General features: G+C 64.1%; 18 protein-coding genes and 3 pseudogenes. 11 read left to right on the forward strand and 10 right to left on the reverse strand.

Annotated elements, in window-relative coordinates; all coding sequences use genetic code 11:
- The first annotated feature begins 610 nt into the window (after positions 1-610).
- Positions 611-1,306 (forward strand): hypothetical protein, encoded by a 696-nt coding sequence (locus ENJ54_03740; GenBank protein HFC08960.1) that lies wholly within the window; start codon positions 611-613, stop codon positions 1,304-1,306.
- An 88-nt stretch (positions 1,307-1,394) separates the two neighbouring features.
- On the opposite strand, the gene ENJ54_03745 is transcribed toward ENJ54_03740, so the two are convergent.
- The 3 genes from ENJ54_03745 to ENJ54_03755 form a co-directional block, all read right to left on the reverse strand.
- Complete coding sequence (locus tag ENJ54_03745; protein HFC08961.1) at positions 1,395-3,815, reverse strand: copper-translocating P-type ATPase; 2,421 nt, start codon at positions 3,813-3,815, stop codon at positions 1,395-1,397.
- Between the two features lie 63 nt (positions 3,816-3,878).
- Positions 3,879-4,082 carry a copper chaperone gene (locus tag ENJ54_03750; protein HFC08962.1) on the reverse strand — a complete coding sequence of 68 codons (204 nt, stop codon included), beginning with the start codon at positions 4,080-4,082 and terminating at the stop codon, positions 3,879-3,881.
- Between the two features lie 12 nt (positions 4,083-4,094).
- Positions 4,095-4,364 (reverse strand): metal-sensing transcriptional repressor, encoded by a 270-nt coding sequence (locus ENJ54_03755; protein ID HFC08963.1) that lies wholly within the window; start codon positions 4,362-4,364, stop codon positions 4,095-4,097.
- A 193-nt stretch (positions 4,365-4,557) separates the two neighbouring features.
- On the opposite strand from ENJ54_03755, the gene ENJ54_03760 reads away from it, so the two are divergent.
- Positions 4,558-6,423, forward strand: coding sequence for an SLC13 family permease (locus ENJ54_03760; GenBank protein ID HFC08964.1), 1,866 nt, complete (start codon positions 4,558-4,560; stop codon positions 6,421-6,423).
- A gap of 208 nt (positions 6,424-6,631) precedes the next feature.
- Here the strand turns inward: ENJ54_03760 and ENJ54_03765 are convergent, their stop codons facing one another.
- The 5 genes from ENJ54_03765 to ENJ54_03785 form a co-directional block, all read right to left on the reverse strand.
- Positions 6,632-7,261, reverse strand: coding sequence for a hypothetical protein (locus ENJ54_03765; GenBank protein ID HFC08965.1), 630 nt, complete (start codon positions 7,259-7,261; stop codon positions 6,632-6,634).
- Positions 7,258-7,581, reverse strand: a complete 324-nt coding sequence (locus ENJ54_03770) for a hypothetical protein (GenBank protein HFC08966.1) — start codon at positions 7,579-7,581, stop codon at positions 7,258-7,260. The genes ENJ54_03765 and ENJ54_03770 overlap by 4 nt, the downstream gene beginning before the upstream one ends.
- On the reverse strand, positions 7,578-9,722 hold the full coding sequence (locus tag ENJ54_03775) for a hypothetical protein (GenBank protein ID HFC08967.1): 2,145 nt from the start codon (positions 9,720-9,722) through the stop codon (positions 7,578-7,580). The genes ENJ54_03770 and ENJ54_03775 overlap by 4 nt, the downstream gene beginning before the upstream one ends.
- An 85-nt stretch (positions 9,723-9,807) precedes the next feature.
- The gene (locus ENJ54_03780; GenBank protein HFC08968.1) at positions 9,808-10,245 is read right to left on the reverse strand and encodes a hypothetical protein; all 438 of its coding nucleotides are present in this window, start codon (positions 10,243-10,245) and stop codon (positions 9,808-9,810) included.
- A gap of 2,432 nt (positions 10,246-12,677) precedes the next feature.
- A complete protein-coding gene (locus ENJ54_03785; GenBank protein HFC08969.1) occupies positions 12,678-13,841 on the reverse strand; it encodes a hypothetical protein in 1,164 nt (387 codons plus the stop codon).
- A 225-nt stretch (positions 13,842-14,066) separates the two neighbouring features.
- On the opposite strand from ENJ54_03785, the gene ENJ54_03790 reads away from it, so the two are divergent.
- The 4 genes from ENJ54_03790 (at position 14,067) to ENJ54_03805 (ending at position 17,993) form a co-directional block, all read left to right on the forward strand.
- The gene (locus tag ENJ54_03790; GenBank protein HFC08970.1) at positions 14,067-14,792 is read left to right on the forward strand and encodes an ABC transporter ATP-binding protein; all 726 of its coding nucleotides are present in this window, start codon (positions 14,067-14,069) and stop codon (positions 14,790-14,792) included.
- A 9-nt stretch (positions 14,793-14,801) separates the two neighbouring features.
- Positions 14,802-15,686, forward strand: a complete 885-nt coding sequence (locus ENJ54_03795; GenBank protein HFC08971.1) for a hypothetical protein — start codon at positions 14,802-14,804, stop codon at positions 15,684-15,686.
- Between the two features lie 96 nt (positions 15,687-15,782).
- Positions 15,783-17,228 (forward strand): HAMP domain-containing protein, encoded by a 1,446-nt coding sequence (locus ENJ54_03800; GenBank protein HFC08972.1) that lies wholly within the window; start codon positions 15,783-15,785, stop codon positions 17,226-17,228.
- Between the two features lie 84 nt (positions 17,229-17,312).
- Positions 17,313-17,993 (forward strand): response regulator transcription factor, encoded by a 681-nt coding sequence (locus ENJ54_03805; protein HFC08973.1) that lies wholly within the window; start codon positions 17,313-17,315, stop codon positions 17,991-17,993.
- 19 nt (positions 17,994-18,012) lie between these two features.
- On the opposite strand, the gene hypE is transcribed toward ENJ54_03805, so the two are convergent.
- Both hypE and ENJ54_03815 read right to left on the reverse strand, forming a co-directional pair.
- The gene (hypE, locus tag ENJ54_03810; GenBank protein HFC08974.1) at positions 18,013-19,056 is read right to left on the reverse strand and encodes a hydrogenase expression/formation protein HypE; all 1,044 of its coding nucleotides are present in this window, start codon (positions 19,054-19,056) and stop codon (positions 18,013-18,015) included.
- A gap of 133 nt (positions 19,057-19,189) precedes the next feature.
- Positions 19,190-19,387, reverse strand: a complete 198-nt coding sequence (locus tag ENJ54_03815) for a DUF2892 domain-containing protein (protein HFC08975.1) — start codon at positions 19,385-19,387, stop codon at positions 19,190-19,192.
- Positions 19,388-19,682: 295 nt separating this feature from the next.
- On the opposite strand from ENJ54_03815, the pseudogene ENJ54_03820 reads away from it, so the two are divergent.
- The 5 genes and pseudogenes from ENJ54_03820 to ENJ54_03840 all read left to right on the forward strand — a co-directional run.
- Positions 19,683-19,874 (forward strand): annotated as a pseudogene (locus ENJ54_03820) (hypothetical protein).
- Positions 19,875-20,045: 171 nt separating this feature from the next.
- Positions 20,046-20,279, forward strand: a pseudogene (locus ENJ54_03825) (hypothetical protein).
- Positions 20,280-20,543: 264 nt separating this feature from the next.
- Positions 20,544-20,780 (forward strand): annotated as a pseudogene (locus ENJ54_03830) (hypothetical protein).
- Between the two features lie 507 nt (positions 20,781-21,287).
- A complete protein-coding gene (locus tag ENJ54_03835; GenBank protein ID HFC08976.1) occupies positions 21,288-21,662 on the forward strand; it encodes a cytochrome c in 375 nt (124 codons plus the stop codon).
- 132 nt (positions 21,663-21,794) lie between these two features.
- Positions 21,795-23,035: histidine kinase (locus ENJ54_03840; GenBank protein ID HFC08977.1), on the forward strand; the 1,241-nt coding region annotated here is incomplete at its 3' end.

Here is a 23,035-nt window from a genome sequence, read left to right on the forward strand (position 1 = left end):
CGTCCGCGGTGCCACCCCGCTTGGCGCGCATCGGCGCCCACTCGCAGCCCGATAACGGGGGCCAACCGGCACGCCCTACTGCCCCGTGCGGGGTTCAGGCGGCGGCTCCCAGGCCCACTCGGCGCTGCTGCTACGGTTGGGCTTCCAGCCAGGACCCAACTCTCTGGACGCGCGGGGCAGCGCCTACCCATCCTGTTCACAGCCGTTGAACAATGTGGCAGGATGAGTGTACCACGGCGCGCGAAGGGGTGTCAAGCGCGCGATGCGCTCCAGCGTCGGCTTCCCCGACCAGTCGCCCGGCCTTTCCCTTCTACCCCACCCGGCGCGCTCGACGCCTTCCGCTTTCATGGCTATACGAAAACCTCATCCCGCACTCATCTAAATATATAAAAACCTGCATAGCCCCCACCACACAAGAGGACTACAATGGACCCGCCTCGGTCTTCCTCTCGCCCGTTGCAGGGGTGCAACCATGAGCGAAAAACGCAATCCTCTTCATTTCGAGCACAGTTGGGCCACACGCTGGCTGGTGCCAGCGGTCATCGGCATCCTGCTGGTGGCGTTGCTTGCCGTGATCGTGCTCAGTCTCATCTGAACGCAGGAGTCTGCCATGAACTTCATTTCCCTGCTTTCCACGCTGGTCACGCTTGCTTTTGCCGTCTCGGTGCTCAACCGCTACCGCCTGAAAGGCGGCAACCACCTGCTCTGGTGGGGCATGGGGTTGGGCTGGTATGGCCTGGGCACGCTTTCGGAAGTCATCCTCGGCGCGGCGTTCAACCCCTGGGTGCTCAAATTGTGGTATCTCAGCGGCGCCATGCTCACCGCTGCGTGGTTAGGCCAGGGCACGGTGTTCCTGCTGGTGCGGCGGAAGGGCTGGGCAAAGTGGAGCGCGTGGGTGCTGCTGGCGGTTTCGGCGCTGGCCGCGGTGCTGGTTTTCTCGGCGAGCATCTTGCCCGCGGCGGCGCACTTCCGCCCCGACCTGCCGGTATCTTCGCAATACCGCACCATGATGAGCCGCCCCGCGCTGATGATTGTGCTCACCATTTTGCTCAACATCTATGGCAGCCTCACGCTGATCGGCGGCGCGTTGTATTCCGCTTACCTGTTCTGGCGCAAGCAGGTGCTGGCTTCCCGCATGTGGGGGAACATTTTGATCGCCGCGGGAGCGATGAGCCCCGCCATCGGAGGGTCACTGCTGCGCGCCGGCCTGGGCGATTGGCTCTACGTGAGCGAATTCCTGGGCGCGGTGGTGATGTACCTCGGTTTCTGGCTGGCCGTCAAAGACCGCCCGGTAAAACAGCGTTGAGCAGCGCCATCGCCTACCCACCCCAACCAAAACCGCCCCCTCAACACAGGGGCGGTTCGTCGTTTACGGCAACTGCGGGCGCGCGGGGCTACAACAGCGGCCGATAGCGCCGCAAACGCAGGCTGTTGCTGACCACGAAGACGCTGGAAAAGCCCATCGCCCCCGCGGCAAGGATGGGGTGCAGCAGCCCGGCCGCGGCAGCAGGGATGAGCACCACGTTGTAGAAGAATGCCCAGAACAGGTTTTGCTTGATGGTGCGCACGGTGCGGCGGGAAAGGTGAATGGCCCGCGGCACACCCCGCAGGTCGCCGCTGATGAGGGTCACGGGGGCGGTGGCCATGGCTACATCGGTGCCGGTGCCAATCGCCAGCCCCACATCGGCTTGCGCCAGCGCCGGGGCATCGTTGATGCCGTCGCCGACCATCGCCACCACCTCCCCCTCGGCCTGCAACCGCTTCACCTCGTCGGCTTTGCCGTCGGGCAGCACCTCGGCCAGCACGCGGTCAATGCCAATTTGCCGGGCAATGGCTTCAGCCGTGCGCTGATTGTCGCCCGTCATCATCGCGACTTTCAGCCCCAGGCGGTGCAACGCTTCCACGGCTTCGGCGGAATGCGCTTTGACGGTGTCGGCCACAGCAATCACGCCGCGCGCGACGCCATCCACCGCCACGAACATCGCAGTCCTGGCTTCCTCTTCCAGTCGCTGCGCTGCTTCGGCCAGCCCTTCCAGCGGAATGCCGTGGGCTTCCATCATGCGGCGGTTGCCGACCATCACCGCCCGACCGTCCACTTCAGCAGCCACCCCGCGCCCCACCTCGGCACGGAAGCCGCCCACTTCGCCTAATGCCAGGCCGCGGTTGCCCGCCTCGGCCCAGATGGCTTCCCCGAGGGGGTGCTCACTGCCCTGCTCCACCGAGGCAGCCAGGCGCAGGAGTTCGTCTTCCTCGATGCCTTCCGCCACAATGTCGGTCACGGCGGGCTGACCGCGGGTGACGGTGCCGGTTTTGTCGAGCACAACCATCGTCAAGCGCCCGGCGCGTTCCAGGGCTTCCCCAGATTTGAAAAGAATGCCATGCTCGGCGCCCTTGCCCGCGCCGACCATCACGGCGGTGGGCGTCGCCAGCCCCATCGCACAGGGGCAGGCAATCACCAGCACGGCCACCATGTTCACCAGGGCGCGGGTGAAGGCGTTGGTGGCAGCGTCAGCAGGCAGGGGAATGAAGAAGTACCAGACCACAAAGGTCAGCACCGCCAGGCCAATGACCGTGGGCACGAAAACAGCCGAAACCCTGTCGGCGAGTTGCTGGATGGGCGCTTTGGAGCCCTGGGCTTCTTCCACCAGGCGGACGATTTGCGCCAGCGCGGTGTCGCGCCCCACTTTGGTGGTTTCGATTTTGAGGCGGCCGAGTTTGTTGAGGGTCGCGCCGACCACCGGGTCGCCGGCGGCCTTTTCCACCGGCAGCGATTCGCCGGTAATCATGGATTCATCTACCGCGGAGCGGCCTTCAATCACCACGCCATCGACCGGAATTTTCTCGCCCGGGCGCACGATGACCACATCGCCCACACGCACTTCGTCCACCGGCACGTCCACCTCGCGGCCTTCCCGCACCACACGGGCAGTTTTGGCCTGCAGGCTCATCAGTTTCTGGATGGCCTCGGAAGTGCGGCCTTTGGCTTTGGCTTCCAGGTATTTGCCGATGCGAATGAGGGTGATGATGGTGGCCGAGGTTTCGAAGTAAAGGTGGCCAGGGAGCAGGTTCAGCAAGACGGCCACCGAGTAGAAGTAGGCCACGGACGAGCCCAGGGCTACGAGCACATCCATGTTGGGCGCGCCGTTGCGGAGCGCCTTGTAGCCGCCTTCGTAGTATTGCCAGCCGACGTAAAACTGCACCGGCGTGGCGAGGGCAAAGAACACCCAGCCCCACCAGGGGGCCTGCGCCACAGCCGCTGGAAGCAAACCGAAGTCACGCCCCATGGAAAGCAGGAAAAGGGGCAGGGTGAGAAAGACGCCCGTCCACAGCAGGCGGCGCTGGCGGGCAATTTCTTCCCGACGGACACGGGCTTCGACGTCTTCATCGGCGCTTTCGGCCGTCGCCACCCGAAAACCGGCACCGGCGACGGCTTCCCGCAGTTCGGCCTGGCTGACCACCGTGGGAATGTAGCGGATGAGCACCCGCTCACTGGCAAGGTTGGCGCTGACTTCCAGCACCCCGTCGATGGCGCGCAGGGCTTTTTCGAGGCGGCGGGCGTCGTTGTCGTCGCCGATACCCTGCACCAGCCAGTTGGCTTCGCCGGTAGCCACATCGTAACCGGCGCGCCGAATGCGGTGGACCAGGTCGTCCAGGCCCGCGGCGGCAGGGTCGAAGGCCACGGTGGCGCGTTCCGAGGCCAGATTGACCACGGCATTGGCCACACCGGGGACTTTCTTCAAATTGCGCTCCACGGTAGCCACGCAGTTCGCGCAGGTCATGCCCGTGATGGGCAAAACCACTTGAGTTTCGGTCATACGTGCTTCCTCCTGGAAGGCCAGAGGCCGCCCACCAGAGCGGCCTCATGTTTTTTGAGCGGCTTACTCTGCCACGGGGTAATTGATTTCCGCCAGCAGCGCCTTGAGGCGCGCTTCGTCGGCGGGGGCCTCGAAAGTGATGGTGACGCGCTTTTCGGCCACGTCGCCTTCCACCGCAGCCACGCCTTCCAGTTCGGTCAGTTCCGACTTGATGGTATGGATGCAGTGGTGGCAGGTGATGTTGGGAATGTGATAAGTGACCTTCACAGCAAACGCTCCTTATAGTTTCTGGAATGCCTCGAAAATGTCGAGAATTTCATTCAGCACGCGTTCGCGCTCTTCGACATCATCGCTGCGGATGGCTGAAATCACGCAGGTGTGCAAGTGCTCATCCAGAATCAGGGCACTGATCTTGTTCAGTGCTGCCTGCACGGCCTGGATTTGCCGCAAGACGTCAATGCAATAGGCGTCTTCTTCCAACATGCGCTCGATGCCGCGAATGTGGCCTTCCACGGTTTTCAGCCGCCGATAAGCTGCTTCGTGCTTCATGTCACACCTCCGTTACCCCCCCCCCAGGGGGGTGGGGTGCGGTCAGTATAATGCATTTTCAGGAAGGCGTCAAGCCCCTCCACACGCCCTTTTGCAGGAAAGCAGCCCGCTGTCGGCCTTCTCCCGAAGGCCAGCAGCCCGCGTTACGCGCGAACAGCCCGCGCCTTCATGCCCCCGTAGTACAATCTAAAACATGCTGCCGAGCGCCCCGCCCGCCTTTGTGCAAGTAGGCCGGGTGGGGGCTCTTTTGAGGCCCTCCATGCAGATCCTCATTTTCTCGCTCATCGTTCTGGTCACCATGGCGCTGTTGCTCACCGATGCACTGCGCCCGGAAATCATCGGGCTGGGCGTGCTGTTCACGCTGGGCGCGACTGGCCTCGTCTCGTGGAAAGAAGCCTTTGCCGGCTTCAGCAGCAACGCGGTCATGGCAATGTTCGGGCTGTTCATCATCGGGGGCGCGCTGCAGCGCAGCGGTGCCGCTGGCTGGCTCGGCGACCAACTGGTAGGGCTCGCCAGGGGGAACGAATCCGTCCTCATCGCCATCCTCATGGGCACAGCAGCAGCCCTTTCGGCCATCATGGTCAACATCGGCACCGCGGCCGTGCTCTTGCCCGCCGTCATGAGCGCCAGCCGCAAAACCAAAATTCCGCCCAGCCGCCTGGTGTTTCCCCTGGGCGTCGGTACCATCATCGGCGGCATGCTGACCCTCATCGGTGCAACACCCACCATCATCATGAACGAGTTTTTAGGGGCGGCCTCACTGCAGCCGTTCAAAATTTTCGAGCAAGCCCCCCTCATCCTTCCCGCGGTCATCTCGGCGGTAGCCCTGATGGTCGTGCTCAAAAACGTGCTCCTGCCCCACCGACCGCCGGAATACGAAGACCTGCTGCAAAAGAGCGACGCCCTCATTCGCTCTTACCTGCTGGATAAAGTGCTCCACGAAGCCATTGTAAGGCCCGATTCGTCGCTGGTCGGGCTCAGTCTGCGGGAATGCGGCTTACGCGCCCGCCACGGCGTGTACGTCATCGGCATTCGCCGCGACGGGCAGTTCCTTCCACCCCCCACCGCCGACACAGTATTGCTCGCGGGCGACCGCCTGCTTGTGCGCGGCGACGACCAGGCCATGCTCGCGGCAGCCGCATCCTGCGGTCTGGATGTCCTGCCCGAGGTCGAAGCCTTCCCCCCGAACTTGCTGCGCGAGGGCTTCCAGATGGCCGAAGTGACCTTAGCACCGCGTGCGTGGTTACAGGGCAAAACAGTCGCCGAAGCCGACTTCTTCAACCGCTATGGCCTGCGTATCCTCGCCATCGACCACAAAGGGCACCCCCTGCACCACCACCTTGCCGAGCACAAACTGGAATTCGGCGACACCCTGCTGGTGCACGGCCGCACCGATCGGCTGGCCGCGCTGGAAGAAGACGACAACTTCATCGTGCTGGAGAAAACCGCGCCGGAAGAAGCCGGCAGCGCGCTTTCCATCCCCAAGGCAGTTACCACCATTGTGGTCACCGTGCTGGCGTTGGGTGCGGTGGGCTTCCACCTTTTGCCGCTGGGCGCAGCCTCGGTGGGGGGCGCCACCTTACTCCTGCTGCTCGGCGTGCTTACTATGGAAGAGGCCTACCGCGCCATCTCGTGGAAAGTGCTCATCTTCATCAGCGGCATGTTGCCCCTGGGCGCGGCGATGATGCACAGCGGCACTTCGGCAGCCATCGGCCACATGCTGGGCCGTCTGCTGGGGGGGCACAGCACCTTCTGGCTTTACCTGCTCATCGCGGTCGTTGCCACGGTGATTGCCCACCTGACCTCAAACGTGACCGCTGCCGTTGTCACCATCCCCCTGGCCCTGCAAACCGCGATGCATCTGGGTGCCAACCCCCGCGCCGCAGCCGTCGTGGCCGCGTTGGGAGCCTCGAACGTCTTCAGTTCCCCCACCTATCAGGTCAACGTCTTTCTCATGGGGCCCGGCGAATACAAACCGCTGGATTTCGTAAAGAAGGGGGCTTTGTTCACCGTCCTGGTCATCCTCACCATCGCCACAGGGGCCTATTTAGGGCTGTAACAGGAAGGCATCCGCGCGGCCGCCCTTCACTTGCGCCGGTACACACTCACCAGGCACTGCAGGTTTCGGGGGTCGCCCGATGCGCTGACATCGTAGGTCACGAATATTGCGACACGACGCGGGGGGTGTCATGGCCGCCCGGGGCGCAGCGCAGGCCGCCAGTAAGAGCCATAGCGTCAGCAACGCAACCACGAGCGAAAGCCTGCCCTCAGGTTTCATTGTCTTCTCTTCTCCTTTTTGCCGTCAGCACCGGGACGCCTGCCACCCGCGCCATTTCTTCGGCCCAGGCGCGAGCGCGCGTTTGCAGGCGATGAGAGTGCCGCCATGCTATTTGGGCACGGCCATCTTTCAGTACGACCACAATTTCCAACCACGTGCCCACGGTCGGCGAATCGGCAAAAAAGGCGTTCGGGCCAATCCCTTGAGCGTGCCACTGGCGGGTGCGAAAGCGCAAGCCACGCAAATCTTCTCGCCGCCAGAGCCTGCGGCCAAAACGCAGCCAGCCGGGGCGGGCTTCCCAAACCTGATGCCGCGGCCACAGCGCGTCAGTCAACATCACCCACGCCAACACCAGCGCGGCCTGAAGCAAGGATTCCCGCACCGAGAGACGCCCGCCGCCCGCCCATCGTGCCAGTTTGCCTGCCAGATCAAAACCCGCAGCCATTGCCAGCCCACTGAAACCCAGGTAAAGCAAGAGCCCCAATGCGACCAGCCCCTTCGTATCGGCGTCGGCTGTCCGGAGCGACAGGCGTCGCACCGCGCGGAAATGGTCGGGGCGCCGGGAAGTCACTTCCCACCGGAAGAGACCATAGGCCAGGGTGGTAGGAAGAGGCTTCATGAGCGTGCGCGACGGTTGAGCCACGCTGTCAGATAACCATAGCCAAAGCCAAGGATCAGCGTGAACATCATGACGAGGCTGCTCGCCAGCAGGGTGCCGAAAGCCAGACGCCCCAAGGTTTGCACCAGCGCTGCGGGGTCGGCACCGCCCATACCAAAGACGTTCAGGGAAAGCAGCGTTTCCATCTGGTGATACACGCGCCAGGCCAGGTACAGGCTGGCCGCGGCGAAAGCCGTCCCTGCGGCCACAAGGGCGGTCATCAGCAGCGAGACGAAGCGTTGCGAGCCGCCTTTCGGGGGAAGCGTTGGCGTTTCGGTCATGGCTGCTGCTCGACGAAAATGACCGAGGGGCTGGCGACGGCCCACGTGCTGCCGAGGCCAATGCTTTGGCCGCTGAACACGGTCACGAAGTCAGATGCGCTGAGCGACCGTTTCAGGCCGGGCACGCGCGCCAGGCGAATGACGGTGGGCGTTTGCAGGTTGGGGCTGTAGTGGACGTAAATCCAGTAGCGTTGGCTTTGGGGGTCGTAATAGCCGCTCGGAACGCCGCCCTGGCCGCGGCTGAGCACGCTTATCAGGCTGTAAGCGCCATGCAGGTTCGGCGATTCCCAGGCCTGCACCGAAAGGCCGTGGCTGGTCAGCAGCACCATCCGCTGGCCATCGGAAAACACATCGGGGTCGGAAAGCGAGCGGAACGCCTGCCCCTGGCCCACTGTGACGGTGACGCGCGCTCCCTCGACGGGCTGGAAACGCGTGCCATCGCTGCCGCTGACTTCCACCGCCGAGCGCACCGTGCGTTCGCATTGCGCCTCGCCGTTGCAGCCGCCCGGGTCGCCGCCGATCACTCCCTGCACGAAGAACAGCACCAGCCGCCCCTGGTCGTCCAGCATGAGCGAAGGGTCAACGAACCCCTGGGGGAGACCTTCCACCGTTACCCGCTGCGTGGCTTCCAGCACGCCGGTGTCGAAATGATAGCGCGTCACCGCGCCGGGGGTATAGATGTAGAGCGTATCGCCGCGGCGGATGAGGTCCGGCACCGAACCCGAGAAGGGTTGCCAGCCGGGCACCAACTGCCACGCCACGCCGTCGGCGCTCTGGGCGAGATAAACGTGGTGTGTGCTGGGGGTGTCGCAGGCGCTTTGAGCGGTATCGCAGGCATGGAACGCCATCAGATAGGGCTGGGTGATTTGCAAGTGCAGCGTGATGTCGCGCGGGTTGCCCTGCGCGGTGACGCCCCCTTCCGGTGCGGCGCTTTGGCCGCCTGGGGGCGGCGGGCCGCCAGGAGGCAGGGTCAGCCCGCAGGCTTCCATGGCGGGTTCTTCTTCCTGCGTGGGCGGGCGCTGGAAGCCGGTGATGGCCGTGAAGGCCTCCTCGCCCCAGGCTTCCTTGAGGCAGGCCTCCTGCGCAGCGGTGAGGTTAGCGAAAGGATTGAAGTCCGGCTGGTTGCCCTGGGGGTTGCCGGGGCCTGCCCCGCTGGGCTTCCCGGCCTGGCCGGTCACGATTTTGTAGGCAAAGGCGTAGCCCCCCTCGGGCAGCGCCGTCAGGCTGGGGTCGCTGCCGCTTCCCGGCACCTGGACGTCATCCAGCCGCTGCCAGGTTCGCCCGCCGTCGGTAGAGCGGTACATGTGGGCCAGATACAGCCCCACGCTGCCGTCAGGGAAAACGGCCAGTTCGGGAATGCCCTTGTCGCGCACCGGTTCGCCGAACTCGGTGAAATGGCTGCCGTCGTCGCTGCGGGCAAAGACCGTTTGGTCGCCCACGGTCACGGCCAGCAGCCAGGTGCCATCGGGAAGTTGCACCAGGGTGGGGTCGGTGGCGTGCTGGATGGCGATGAGTTGGCCCTCCACGGTAAAGTGCAGGCCATCGTCGGAAACCGCGCTGAAAATGGGGTTGGGATCGCCGGGTTGCAGGGTTTGGCTCACGAAATTGCCCTGGAAATAGACCAGCCGGAAGCGGCCATCGGGCAGGCGGACGACGTTGGGGTCCACCGCGTTGCCGTTGAACTGGCCATCCAGCGTCACGCAGCCCACGGTTTCCCAGGTGCCGTTATCGGTCTGGCGGGCGGCAAAAATGCCGTGATGCCCCGGCTCGCCGTTGACGAAATACACCCACAGGTGGCCGTCGGGGCCGAGCACCAGGTCGGGCACCGAGGCGTGTTCCAGAATCAACTTGCCTTCTTCGGGGAAGGTGCGGCCGTCTGAGGTGGTGGTGAGGTACACCTGGTGGTTGTAGAGGGGCGACGGCTGGTCGCCCGCGGAGGCTTCGCCAGCCTGACATTGCCCGCTCGCTGCCTTCCCAGTGGCAGCAGGCTGGGGCTGCGCCGTGGCGGTGGGCGCGGGGGGCTGCGTGGGGCGCGCCTGAGGCGTGCGGGGGGACGGTGTGCCCGCCGGACGGGGCGCAGGCCTGGGGGCGCAGGCCGCCAGCAAGCCCAGGAACAGCACGAAAAGCACGGTTTTCTTCATGTAAGGGCTCCAGCAAGATAAAGGAAGGGAAACCCGGGGAAGGCAAGGCTTTCCCCAACGACGGAAAATCGCTAAAAGCGCCTCTTCAGCCCGCCGGGCGGACGCGCCAGGTTGCTTCGCCTTCCAGCGCCAGCATCAGCCCCTGGGCGCGCAGGGCGTCTTCCAGCACGCCTAACCATTGCTGCCGCTGCTTTTTGTTCATCACCATCCGCAGCGTGGTGCCGTCGCCTAAGGGGATGTCTACCGATTGGTTGAGACCATATTTGGAAAACGAGATGCGCGTCAGCCCTTTCAGGGCGATCTCCTGGCGGCGGGTGCCGAGTTGGGCGCTCTTGCGCAGCAGGGTACGGGCAATGATGGAAACCGCCGCCGCGGCCCCGGCAACCACCGACTCCGAAAGCACCACGATGCGGTGGCTGGTCAGGTAGCATACGCCGGTGCGCGCGGCGATGCGGCCTTCCACCAGGGAAACCCGGTCTTTGCGCAGGAGCGTTTCGTGGGGGGAAAGGGTAATCTGGGGCATGGGTCTCTCCGAAAAAGGGGGAAGGCAGCGCCTCGGAGCGAAAAATCTGCCTATCGGGAAGCCAGCGCCAGCAGGTCTTCTGCCGTGACCACGCGCAGGTTTTGGGCCGCGTAGGCCACCAGGTCTTCGTAAGCCTGCCAGATGGCGGCCTGCTCTTCGGCGGTGCGGGGGGTGGAGGGGTCAGGCGCGGTCAGGTCAAAGGGCGGCGAGAGAGGGTCCTGTTTGTTGCCGTGGGCGTCGATGGTGTAGTAAAACGAACCCCAGGCCGCGGAGCCGCGGCGGTAGAAGTTGTTTTCGTGAATCAGGACGTTGACAAACGGCGGGCGGGGCGGCGAAGCCCGCCACCAGTCGTTCAGGCCATTTTGCAACAAATTCACGGGAAGATACTGCTCGCCGCCGGCGCGGGTAATCAGATTCCACCAGAAGTTGCCGCCCTCGACGCGCGCAATGCTGAAATCGGCGGGGCGGATAAGCAGCCCCTCGTCGGTGAACACCAGGGGGTGCGCGAGGTCAGCGCCTGATTCGTGGTAAACGACCACGGCCTTCGCCCCCAGGTCGGCGTACACTTTGCGCGCCGCGGCGATCACCCGCCGCGAGCCGCTTCCGCCGGTCGCCACCGTGACGGGCAGTTTCCCGAAAATTTGGGCGACGTAGGTGTAGCCCCCCGGCTGGTCACGTAGCAACTGGCCGGTGCGCATGTCCAGGCGGTAGGTTTCGTAATCACGCAGGGTCTGGTAAAGTTGCGCCTCGTCCAGGCCGTCGAGCCAGTCGCCAAAGCCTTTCACCAGGGGGTGTGGGGCACGGACGTGGTAACTGATGGTCATGCCCGAATCTTTGAGCCGCTGGATGACTTCGGGGTAGTGTTCCACGTAGGCTCGCACCACCGGCGCGGTGACGTAAAACTCCCCCCGCGCATGGTACTTCTCGAAAAGGTTGATCAGGCGCAGCAGGGTGGCCGCGCTTTCGTCGCTGTGCACCCAGTCGTGGGTGTTGACGATGAAGGCGATGTAGCCGCGGGGGGCGGCTTCCGTGGCGGGGGCGGCGGTGGGGGAAGCCGCGGCCGGGGCGGCTTCCGCATGGCGGGGGTCGACGCCGGGGTGCGCGGCTTCCCACTGGCGGAAGGCCGCGGCCATTTGGGAATACGTCGCCCACTGCACCCGCCCCGCGGCGACCAGCGGGTCCACCACCTCGGTGAGGAAGCGGTCGATGACCTCGAAAGGGTGCTCAGGGTCGCCGCGGAATTCCCCCGGATGCACGGTAAAGTGGAAGACATTGACCTGCCCGTCCTCGGCGGCGTCCAGCGAGGCCAGCAGGCTCTTTTTCAGGAAGGCAAAATAGGCTTCATCGCCGCCGCTGTTCTGGCTGCGGCGCATGGAGGCAAAATCGGTACGGTCGTAAAGCCCCTCGGGCAGGAAAATGATCGGGCCGTTGGGGTCGTGGGTGGCAAAGGCGGTCAGGTCGTGGCCGTCGGTGCCGCCCGCTGGCCGCCAGGGGTGAATGCCGATCAGTGCCTCGTCGGTGCTCTGGGTGGCGGGGTTCTTCCAGTCGCTGTTGATTTCCAGCCCCGCGCAGGCGGCGGCTTCGTAGAGGTGGGGGTAAAGGTTGCCGCCGCTCCAGTAGCGCACCGCGTCCACCCCGCTGGCCTGCTTGATGAGACGGATTTCTTCTCTGAAGACTTCGCACCACTTTTCCGGGGGCAGTGATTCGGGGTTGTTGCCGAGGTGGGCGTCTTCGTGAAAGTGCAGGCCGATTTCATGGCCGCGGGAAGCCAGGTCGGCGAGCACGGTTTCGCCGCGCTGGACGGCCACCACGGTGAAGGGCGACTGCGCCTGCACGGTCAGATGCCCGCCGTGCTTCTCCACCACCTCGGCAAGGGTGCGCAGGTCATCCACCTGGCGGGCGAAAAAGCGGCTGTTGGCATAATCGCTCTTGCCGTTGCCCTGGAAGCCCTGGGCGGTGACGCCAAAAGGCTCGATGTGGACGCCCATGCCAAAAAGCAGCACGCCGGGGCGGTGGGCTGCTGCGGTGGGGGCGTGGGTTAGTTGTGGGGAGGCGGGGGCAGTCGGCGCGGGGGGCTGCGTGGGACGCGCTTGAGGCGTGCGGCGGGGCGGCGGACGTCGCGGCCCGCCGGGCGCACAGCCAGCCAGCAGCAATGCCACCAACACGGCGAACCACACGACGCGTTTCACTGCAACCTCCTGTTTCAGGCTCAACATGTGCCACGGGGAAAGATCTGAAAAGCAGTGCGTTTCTCCCCCTCGAGCAGACCACGCGCTGCCCGCACACCTGGCTTGCAGAGTCTTCACCGCGCATGTCGGGTTGTCAAATTATGCGTGTATGAGTATAGCCGAAATTCCCAAAGAGGGCAAACAAAAAAAAACCTGCACCCCCTCCTCGGAGTGCAGGTCATCGGCATCACACCCTGGCAGCGCTTACGCCGCCGTGCGTTGCCAGCGCCGGGCCATCAGCACCCGGCGGGCAATGCTGGGATGATTATAGAAGAAGAATTCCACGCCTCGCGGCGGCAACGGCAGGCTCTTGTTCTGCTGCGCCAACAACACCATCACCTTCTCAAACGCTTCGGGGGCGTCGGTCATCTGCAACGCATACGCATCGGCTGCCCGCTCCACCCGACGGCTGTAAACATTGAGCAGCACTTGCAGCGCCGCCGAGAGCCACGCGACCGTCAGCGCCAGCAGGGGGAAAGTCGCCACATCCGCAGGGCCGCCGAGGCCATCCCACGTCCCCAGCGTTTGCAGCACGCCGTAGCCCACCGCCAGCATCACCACAAAGGCCACCCCCATCAGCACCATCAACTTGAGCAGGTCGTGATGCACCTTGTGCCCCAACTCGTGGGCAATGACCACCTCCACCTGCACAGGATCCGCCTCTTCCAGCAAAGTATCCGAAATAACCACCTCGTTGCCCGCCCCCTTGGGCACCACGGCCGCGTTCCCCCGGCTGCTCTTCTCGCCCGACTTGAGCACCGCGAGCCTTCCAAAACGCACCCCCGCCCGGGCGAACAGGTCACGCAGGCGCGCTTCCAGGTCAGGGTCATCCAACGGTTCGGTTTTGTAGCGCATCCGCAGGAAAACCGGCGAAAGCAAGTAAAACACCACCATAAACACCACGACCACCGCGATCAACCCCGGCAACCAGCGGTCCGGCCAGCGACGAAAGATAAGATACAGCCCCAAAAAGAGCGCACTCTGCAAAGGAATATTCAGCGCGGTCTCTTTGATTTCATCCCACAACCAGCCGCCAAAAGACTGACGGTTGGTGCCCAGGCGCTCTTCCAGCCGGAAGCCAAAATACCAGGCCACGGGCAGATCGACCACCACCGAAACCAGCATGAACACGATGAGCGCCAGCCAGGTTGCCCACCAATGCTCGTTGGCGTGCAAGGCGTTGCGCAGCGCCACCGCCCACCCGGTGGGCAGCCAGAGCACGGCCAGCACCAAGGGAATGAGCAGGCCGACGACAAATTGCGTCAACTGCATGCGCATCTGGTAGCGCGCTTTGGCAAGGTCTTCCCCACCCAGCGCGGCTTCCAGTTCACGCGCCACGGCTTCCAGTTCCGAGTCATAGGCTGACATGATTTCTTCCTCCTGAGAAAATGAGCGGCTTGGTTCGCGCTGCTGCAAGCATACCGCAATTCAAGCGCCTTGTCCTCCGTCGGGAGAATGAAACCTGCGCGAAAACGAAATCCTCCCCCAGGACAGGGCCCAACCCGTCCCCAGACCGATGCGCTCCCCGCCAAAAGGTGCGACAATGGGCGCACAGCAAGCACCCGCTGGTGCTCATGAGAGGAGATTGCCGCGATGAAAGAACCCGTGCTTCGATTACACCACCTGAGCAAGCATTTCAAAGACATCAAAGCCGTGGACAACCTGACACTGGAAGTGCATGCCGGGGAATGCTTTGGCTTTTTAGGCCCCAACGGTGCAGGAAAGACCACCACCATCGGCATGATTTTGGGGCTACTGCACCCTACAAGCGGGCACGTAGAAGTGTTTAGCCGTCCCGTGACCCCAACACACACCGCGCCCCTGCGAGAAGTGGGCGCGCTGGTTGGCTCGCCCGGATTTTACCCCTACCTTTCAGGGCGCGTCAACCTGCGCCTGCTGGCACGCCTTTACCCCTCGGCGGACGAAGCGCGCGTCGAAGCCGTGTTAGCCCATGTAGGGCTGGAAGCCGCCGCCCACCGGAAAGTCAGAACCTACTCCACCGGCATGAAGCAACGGCTGGGGCTGGCCGCCGCCCTGCTGCACCAGCCCCGCCTGCTCATTCTGGACGAGCCCACCAACGGCCTCGACCCCGTAGGCATGGCCGAAATGCGGCAACTGCTGCGGGAACTCACTCACGACGGTGTGACCGTTTTCCTCAGTAGCCACCTGCTGCACGAAGTGGAACAGGTTTGCGATCGTGTGGCTGTGCTGAATCGCGGCCAACTGCTGGCCCACGGCCCTGTGGCCGATTTGCTCCACGGCCACCAGGACCTGGAAGCCTTTTTCATGGAAGCGATTACTCCCCATCCCCCTGCGTGAGAGGAAACCATGACCACCCTGCAGACTTTCATTCACCTGACCAGCGCCGAAAGCCGCAAACTTAGCGGCCGCGCCCTACTGTGGGCCGAAGCAGGCATCTTCGCCCTGCTGGTCGCGGGGCTGCATCTGGCCCTCATCGCCGCGTTGGCAGCGCCCCAACAGCAAGGCCTGCCGCCAGAGGCCATTGCTGCCCTCAAAGCCTCCCTGCGGTGGCCGCAGGGCTTCCTCGGTGGTCTGGCGTTTGTCGGGGGCAGCGGGCTGGGCGGCCTGTTTGTCGTGGTCCTCGCAGCCGCCCTCTCGGGGCAGGAATACACCTGGCGGACGGTGCACCTCTGGCTCAGTCGCGGCGTCGGGCGCGGCGCCTATCTGCTGAGCAAAGTGGTGGTACTCAGCGCGGCGTTGCTTTTGCTGGCACTAACCGCCTTCCTCGCCGGCGCGGCAGCCACCGGCGCTTACACCCTTCATGCCAGCGGCAGCCTGCCGTGGCACGCCCTGCCCTGGGGAAAGGCCGCCGTCGGCGTGCTGGCCGCAACCCTGAGCCTCGCCCCCTACGCCGCGCTGGCACTGCTCACCGCCATCCTCACCCGTTCCACCCTCGCAGCCGTAGGCTTTGGCGTAGGCTACAACCTGCTGGTAGAAAACATGGCGGCCAAAGTGCTCATGCTGGCTTCCCCTCAGGCAGCGCGCATCACCCGCTACCTGCCCGCCATGCTGGGGCAAAGCCTGCTGCAAGGCGTTGCGCCGGGAACCGAGGTAAGCGTCGGCGTCACCGGCCAGTCGGGTGCCACAGCCTTGCTTTCCCCCGCGGCTGCCGCCCTGCTGCTGGCAGCCTACACCCTCGCCGCCCTCGCCATCGCGTGGTGGGCCTTCCGCCGGCAGGATATCAGCGCCTGACCCGCGCCGCCGTAGGGTACAATGAACCCACAGCACTGACCGCCCACCTTTCTTCCTCGATGCCCCGCCCCTTGCTCTCACCAGGCCGCCCTGCTCATGCGACTACGCTGGAAACTCACCCTTTCCTATACCCTGGTTACGGCCGGCGCTATCCTGCTGATCGAAATTGGGCTGCTGGCCGTCGCCGCCTTCCTGCTGACCCGCGCCGATGCCCTGCCGCGCATCCTGGTGCCTATCCTGAGCGACGCCACGGCAGAACTGGCCCCTGCCCTGGAAGCCACGCCCCCTCACCGCGCCGCGCTGGAAACCTGGCTGGAAGTTCTGGTCAAAGAAGGGCGCCTGGCGCGGCCAGACCAGGACGGCCTCAAACTCAACCTGAACCCCGCCAGCCTGCAATGGGCCGTTGTCACCGACGCGCAAGGGGAATTTGTCGCTGCCTATCCCCAACCACCCTGCGGCCAGGGGAAAGCGTTGGCCGCCTGCCTGCCCCCGGAAGCCCTGACGCTGACGGGGCGCGCCCTGGCAGGGGAGCGAAACAGCGGGCAACTCAGTTTTGCCGACGAGCAGGGATTATACGCCGCGGCCCCCATCACCGACGCCGCCGGCCATACAGTGGGTGTGCTTTTGCTACGCATCGCCTGGCCGGCCTCGCTGCGGCAATGGCCGCGCGAGGTGGTGGGCACCTTGTTACCCAGCGCGGCGCTCATCACCCTGTTTGCCGCGCTCATCGGCACGCTGTTCGGCTTCCTCACCGCCCGCGGCCTGACTCGCCGCCTGACCGCCCTCACCGCCGCAGCCGACGCCTGGAGCCGCGGCGACTTTTCCGCCCAGGTGCGCGACCCTTCCCCCGACGAACTCGGCGCGCTGGCACGGCGGCTCAACCGCATGGCCGAGCAACTGGAAAACCTCGTCCACAGCCGGCAGGCGCTGGCCGCCCTGGAAGAACGCAACCGCCTGGCGCGTGACCTTCACGACGCGGTCAAGCAACAAGTGTTCGCTGCGGGCATGCAACTGGCCGCGGCCCGCCGCTTGCTTCCCCAGCAGCCCGAAGCCGCCCAAGACGCGGTAGCCCAGGCCGACGCGCTCATCCGGCAGGCCCAGCAGGAACTGACCGCGCTGATTCAAGAACTCCGCCCTGCCGCCCTGCAAAACAAAGGGCTGGTCGCCACCCTGCGGGAGCACCTCGAAGCGTGGGCAAGCCAAACGGGCATCGCCGCCGACTTCCGGGTGCAGCACGAACAACGGCTGCCGCTGGAAACCGCGCAGGCGCTGCTGCGAGTGGCTCAGGAAGCCCTTGCCAACACAGCCAGGCACAGCCGCGCGCGGCACGTGCGGGTGCGCCTCACATGGAGCGAGAACGCCGTGCGCCTGACGGTGGAAGACGACGGGCAAGGCTTCGACGCGGCCGCAGTGCAGGGGCAGGGCCTGGGGCTGACCAGCATGGCCGAACGCGTCCAGACCCTCGGCGGGCACCTGGAAGTCGTTACCCGCCCCGGCGGCGGCACTCGCATCGAAGCCACCATTCCCCTGACGCCACCCTGACCTTGCTCTGGCGCGCAAACGCACGGCGCCGCCATGCCACCGCCACACTCTGGCTATACGAAGCGCCCCCAAAGGAGAATGCCCATGCCCGAACCCATCACCGTGATTATCGTGGACGACCACCGCGTGGTGCGCCAGGGCGTGCGCGCCTTCCTGGAAACCTACCCCGACATCACCGTCGTTGCCGAGGCCGCCTCGGGACAAGAAGCCGTGCAACTCGCCGCCCGCCATGCCCCCGACGTCATGCTGATGGACCTGGTCATGCCGGGCATGGATGGCGTCGAAGCCACCCGCGCCGTCAAACGCATAAGCCCGCGCACGCAGGTGATCGTGCTCACCTCCTACCACGAAGACGAGCACATCTTCCCTGCAATTCGCGGCGGGGCCATCTCGTACCTGCTCAAAGACGTCGCGCCGGAAGATCTGGCCGATGCCGTGCGCAAAGCCGCGCGAGGGGAAGCCGTGCTGCACCCCCGCGTGGCCGCCCGTTTGGTCCAGGAACTCCACGCCGCTCGCGAAACGCCTTCTTCCCTCATCCCCTCCCCTTTTGCCGAACTGACCGAACGGGAACTGGAAGTCCTCCGCCTGGTGGCGCAGGGCATGAGCAACGCGGCCATCGCCGAGCAACTGGTCATCAGCGAGCGCACGGTCAAGAGCCACGTCAGCAACATTCTGAGCAAACTGCACCTTTCCGACCGCACGCAGGCGGCGGTTTACGCCTGGCGAAAAGGGTTGATGACCGACCCGCCCGCCGGCGAAAGTTGACCGCCCAGCCTTTCCCCCTTTAGCAAATGCGCGGCAATAAATTGCCGCCCAAAGGCGGCAGCAAACGGCGCGCGCCCAGCCGCGTTTCCAGCACAACCTGCCCCACCGGCTCGGCCAGCACCTCGCCAACGGCGCGCGCCTGCCGCCCCAGGGGATGGGCATGCAGGGCGACGAGGGCAGCCTCTGCCTCAGCAGGGGGCACAAAGGCCACAAACACCCCTTCATTGGCAACATAGAGCGGGTCCAGCCCCAAGAGCGCACAGGCATCGGCGGCCGCGGGGTTCACCGGCACGTCGGCCTCGCGCAACAAGATGCCCACCCCCGCCGCGCGCGCAATCTCGTGGAGCACCGTGGCAAGGCCGCCGCGCGTGGCATCGCGCAGCGTATGGGTGTGCGGGGCGGCATCCAGCAAAGCCATCACGATCTCATTCAAAGGGGCAGCGTCGCTCTCCAAATCGCTTTCCAGGTGCAGGCCTTCCCGCTGCAACATCACCGCCATACCGTGGGCGGCAATGGGGGCATTGACCAACACCACGTCGCCGGGGCTTGCCTGCCCTGCTTCCACAGTCACCCCAGCCGGAATCCACCCCACGCCGGCCACACTGATATAAAGCCCATCGGCCTTGCCTTTTTCCACGACTTTGGTGTCGCCAGCCACCAGTTGCACACCGGCGCGTGCTGCAGCGCGCGCCATGCTTTCCGCCACCCGCCGCAGGTCGGCCACGGGGAAACCTGCCTCGATAATGAAAGAAGCCGCCAGCCACAGCGGCCGCGCGCCCATCATTGCCAGGTCGTTGACCGTGCCAAAAACGGCCAGTTCACCAATATCGCCGCCGGGGAAGAAAAGCGGCTGCACCACGTGGCCGTCCGTACTGAAAGCCAGTCGCCCCTCCCCGTGGGGCAGCGACAACACCGCCGCGTCGTTGAGCCGCGCCAGCGTTTCATTGTGGAACGCATCCGCAAACACTTCACGAATCAAACGGGCTGTCATCTGTCCCCCAGCACCGTGGGCCAGGGTGATGTGCTCTTGGCGTGTCATCGGGGCTCCTTTCTCGCGCAACATTACCGCGGCAAGCCGACGGAAACGAAAGCAAACGCTTTCCCCCATTGTACCCGATACTCCTCACGCTCCCCCCACAAAAAAACGCATGGCTTTTACGCCATGCGTTCTCTCTTGGAGGAGCGCCTTTGCCGTGCTACTTCTTGGTTTGGAAACCGAACACCGCATAGAGGGGGCAAAAGCCCACAATGCCGGTGATGAGCGCAATCGCGCCCACAACATAGGCCACCCATTGCCAGGCCCCCGTGAGCACGCCCAAATAGGCGATCACCACGAGCACCACGCCCAACACCACACGAATAATGCGGTCAAGCAACGATTCATTGGTCTTCATGACACCCTCCTTTACAAGGATAAAAGATAGCCTGAGCAAGGTATAAACAGTGTAACACGCAAGCGCGCAGAGCGCCTTATCCACATGCCCTATTTCTAATGGGGCATTCCCCCCTTGTGACCCCTATCCATCACTTCTACACTTATCATAGCCTGGATTAATCCCGCATTAAGCGGGTCCTGGTGCATGCCAGGGAAATCAGGGCTGCACTTCACTTCGCTTGAGGAGGTACTCGCCCGCATCTGCACAAGATTTCAACGCGTCATTTCATTACCCTAACCCCACGGAGGATCACATGTTGAAATACTGGCACAAAACCCTTCTCCCCGTGGTCGTGCTGGCGCTCCTGGCCCTTGCCTTAGGGGCCTGTGCGCAAGCGACCCCTGTTCCGCCGACGAACACGCCGGTGCCTCCGGCGCCGACGACGGCGCCACCGAGCCCGACCACAGCCCCTGCGGCCACCGAAGCACCGACGACGGCCCCGAAAGCCGAGGCCGTGACCGCGCGTCAGGTGCAACAGCTCCTCATGGACGCCTTCAACAAGGAAGACCGCAAACTGGCGCTCTGGAACATCCAGCCCGGCCTCGGCACCGTGATGATCGAGTACGGCTATCGCATCGCGCTCACCGACCTGGCCGTGCAGAAAGAAGACTGGGGCATGGCCCAGTACCAGCTGAAAGAGGCCACCGAAATCCAGGAAGTCGGCGAGGTTACACGCCCCAACAACGCCGACCTGCTCAAGAACTTCGAGCACACCTACCTGGACAAACTGGCAGCCGACATCCAGGCGAAAGACAAAGACGCCTTCAACGCCGACTTTGTCAACACCGTGAAAGGCTGCAACGCCTGCCACCAGGCCACCGGTCACCCCTACGTCCGCTTCCAGCCACCGACGGCCTCCCCGATGGACATCCTGGCGCTGGCTCCCAGCGAGCCAAAAGCCCCCGGCGAAGCCCAGGCTCAGCCCACCATCACCCCCGCCGCCGACAAACCGCTGACCTGGCCTGAACTGGTCAAGATGGTCGATGCAGCCTTCAACACCCCCGACCGGCGGCTGGCGCTGTGGAACATCCAACCCGGCCTCGGCACCGTGATGATCGAATACGGCAGCCGCTTCGCCCTCACCAAATTTGCCGCCGATGCCGGCGATTGGGGCATGGCGCAGTATCAACTGAAAGAGGCCACCGAAATCCAGGAAGTCGGCGAGGTCACACGCCCCAACAACGCCGAACTGCTCAAGAACTTCGAACACAAGTACCTCGACCCCCTGGCACAGGACATCCAGGCTAAAGACCAGGCGGCCTTCGACAAAGACTTCGACACCGCCATGCAGGGCTGCAATGCCTGCCACAAGGCCACCGGCCACCCTTACGTGGACATCCAAAGCCCGCAGACCATGCCGTTTGGCTACCTCCTGACGCTGGGCAGCAGCGAACCGAAGCCCGCCAGCGAAGAGAAACACCCCACCGCGACCGAGGCTTCCTACCCCTCCACGCCGCCAACCCTGGCCGACGCTCAAAAGCTCATCGCGCAGAAGATGAACCAGGTGGACCGCAGTCTGGCGCTGTGGAACATCCAGCCCGGCCTCGGCACCGTGATGCGAGAATACGGCTATCGCTTCGCACTGGCCTGGTTCGCTGCCAAAGCCCAGGACTGGGGTATGGCGCAGTACCAAATCAAAGAAGCCACCGAAATCCAGGAAGTCGGTGAAACCACCCGCCCGAACAACGCTACCCTGCTCAAGAACTTCGAGCACGCCTACCTGGACAAGCTGACCACCGACATCAAGAACCAGGACCTCAACGCCTTCCAGGCCGACTACAAGCACGCCGTGCAAGGCTGCAACGCCTGCCACAACGCGACCGGCCACGCCTACGTCGTGGTGAATGTGCCCACGGCCATGCCGGTAGACTACCTGCAACTGGCGCCCACCAATGCCTCGCAGAGCAGCGAAAGCCAGGAAAGCACCAGCGGTAAATTCGATGCCGCCGCCGCTTTCGCCACCTACTGCAGCGTGTGCCACGGTGAAAAAGGCGCCGGTGGCGTCGCCAACCCCAACGCTGAAGATGGCGTCATCCCTGCCCTCAACACCAAAGACTTTGCCGAAGAATTCGACACCGCGGCCAAAATCAAAGACGTGCTCTTGAACGGCTCCATGCCCGAAAAGGCCGCCAACGCCACGGGTGACCCCATCGCCATGCCTTCCTACAAAGACCAGTTCTCCAGCGCCGAACTGGACGCCCTGGTTGCCTACATCCAAAGCCTGAGCAAGTAACCTGTAGGGCTCAGCGTCGTGTCACACGCAAGTGTCCGGTCGCCCCAGGCCGGACACTTGCACTTTCGGCGCCTCACCCTGCCGCCAGCCGCGCTTTCCCCATGATACAATCGCCTCACCCCGCCTGACCGCATGAGAGAGGCCACCATGCGTACCCTTTTGCAAAACTGCTTCACAACCAACATCACGTTGGTGCTGTTCGTTTACGGGCTGAGCTTCTTCGGCATGGGACTGGCCGTCATCACCACGCGGCTGGCGCGACGCTACAAACCGCTCAAACTCGACCGCGGCATGCCCTGGCTGGCCGCCTTCGGCTTCGCCCACGGGCTGCACGAATGGGGCTCGATGTTCATCCCCATTCAGGCCACCTACATGCCACCGGAGTTCATCACAGCCCTGCGCGTGCTCCATGTGCTCTTGCTGGCCGTTTCGTTTGCCTTCTTGTTGTGCTTCGGCTTCACTCTGCTGGAACCGCAAGGGCCTTACTGGCGCTACCTTCCGGGAGGGCTTTTCGTCGGATGGCTGATGTTTGCCTTCCTGTTGCCCTTCTGGCGCGGCCACGCGGCCCCCGGCTGGGACATCACAGCCTCAATCTGGGCGCGCTACCTCCTGGGCTTCCCCGGCGGGCTGGTGGCTGCTGCGGGCATCCACTTCTACATCCGCCAGGAACTCCGCACCCCCGCCTTCCGCAACATTGCCACGTCGCTCAAAATTGCCGCCGCGGCGCTGGGCGCTTATGCCTTCCTGGGCGGGCTGGTCGTTCCCCCGGCAAACTTCTTCCCCGCGAACGTGCTGAACCGCGCCTTTTTCATGAACTGCCTGGGCATTCCCATTTACGTCTTTCGCGCCACCGATGGCGTGATCCTGGCTGGGGCGGTCATCAACGCGATGAAAATTTTCGACCTGGATATCGAACACCGCCTTGAACAAATGCGCATTCAACAAAACATCGCCAAAGAACGGGAACGCATTGCCCGCGAACTGCACGACAACACCATCCAGACCATTTACGCCGCCGGGCTGCTGATTGAATCCATTGCCGTAGAAGTCGGGCCCAGCAGCGACATCGGACGGCAACTCAGCAGCGCCGTGCATAGCCTCAACGAAGCCATCGACAACCTGCGCTCTTACATCGGTGACCTGCGTCCCCTGGTCAGCAAAGCCGACCTGCGCGACGGTCTGGAAGCCCAAATTACCGACCTCAACCTGACCGCCCTGCTCGACGTGCACTTAGAGTCTATCCGAAAAAAGCCAAATCGTGCACAATGGAGGCAGCAGCGAATAACACAAAGGCCAAATAGTTTTCCGGTTTTTTGCACCAACGGGTGCGTACACTCCGGCGTTTCACCAGCCAACTTAGGGTGCGCTCCACG

The organism is Chloroflexota bacterium (genome assembly GCA_011322445.1).
Lineage (GTDB): Bacteria > Chloroflexota > Anaerolineae > Anaerolineales > DRMV01 > DRMV01.

Bases quoted from the DNA above. Each gene is read 5' to 3' on its own strand.
- ENJ54_03740 (HFC08960.1), top strand. From the start codon at position 611: ATGAACTTCATTTCCCTGCTTTCCACGCTGGTCACGCTTGCTTTTGCC.
- ENJ54_03745 (HFC08961.1), bottom strand. From the start codon at position 3,815: ATGACCGAAACTCAAGTGGTTTTGCCCATCACGGGCATGACCTGCGCG.
- ENJ54_03755 (HFC08963.1), bottom strand. From the start codon at position 4,364: ATGAAGCACGAAGCAGCTTATCGGCGGCTGAAAACCGTGGAAGGCCAC.
- ENJ54_03760 (HFC08964.1), top strand. From the start codon at position 4,558: ATGCTGCCGAGCGCCCCGCCCGCCTTTGTGCAAGTAGGCCGGGTGGGG.
- ENJ54_03765 (HFC08965.1), bottom strand. From the start codon at position 7,261: ATGAAGCCTCTTCCTACCACCCTGGCCTATGGTCTCTTCCGGTGGGAA.
- ENJ54_03770 (HFC08966.1), bottom strand. From the start codon at position 7,581: ATGACCGAAACGCCAACGCTTCCCCCGAAAGGCGGCTCGCAACGCTTC.
- ENJ54_03775 (HFC08967.1), bottom strand. From the start codon at position 9,722: ATGAAGAAAACCGTGCTTTTCGTGCTGTTCCTGGGCTTGCTGGCGGCC.
- ENJ54_03780 (HFC08968.1), bottom strand. From the start codon at position 10,245: ATGCCCCAGATTACCCTTTCCCCCCACGAAACGCTCCTGCGCAAAGAC.
- ENJ54_03785 (HFC08969.1), bottom strand. From the start codon at position 13,841: ATGTCAGCCTATGACTCGGAACTGGAAGCCGTGGCGCGTGAACTGGAA.
- ENJ54_03790 (HFC08970.1), top strand. From the start codon at position 14,067: ATGAAAGAACCCGTGCTTCGATTACACCACCTGAGCAAGCATTTCAAA.
- ENJ54_03795 (HFC08971.1), top strand. From the start codon at position 14,802: ATGACCACCCTGCAGACTTTCATTCACCTGACCAGCGCCGAAAGCCGC.
- ENJ54_03800 (HFC08972.1), top strand. From the start codon at position 15,783: ATGCGACTACGCTGGAAACTCACCCTTTCCTATACCCTGGTTACGGCC.
- ENJ54_03805 (HFC08973.1), top strand. From the start codon at position 17,313: ATGCCCGAACCCATCACCGTGATTATCGTGGACGACCACCGCGTGGTG.
- hypE (HFC08974.1), bottom strand. From the start codon at position 19,056: ATGTTGCGCGAGAAAGGAGCCCCGATGACACGCCAAGAGCACATCACC.
- ENJ54_03815 (HFC08975.1), bottom strand. From the start codon at position 19,387: ATGAAGACCAATGAATCGTTGCTTGACCGCATTATTCGTGTGGTGTTG.
- ENJ54_03835 (HFC08976.1), top strand. From the start codon at position 21,288: ATGCCGGTAGACTACCTGCAACTGGCGCCCACCAATGCCTCGCAGAGC.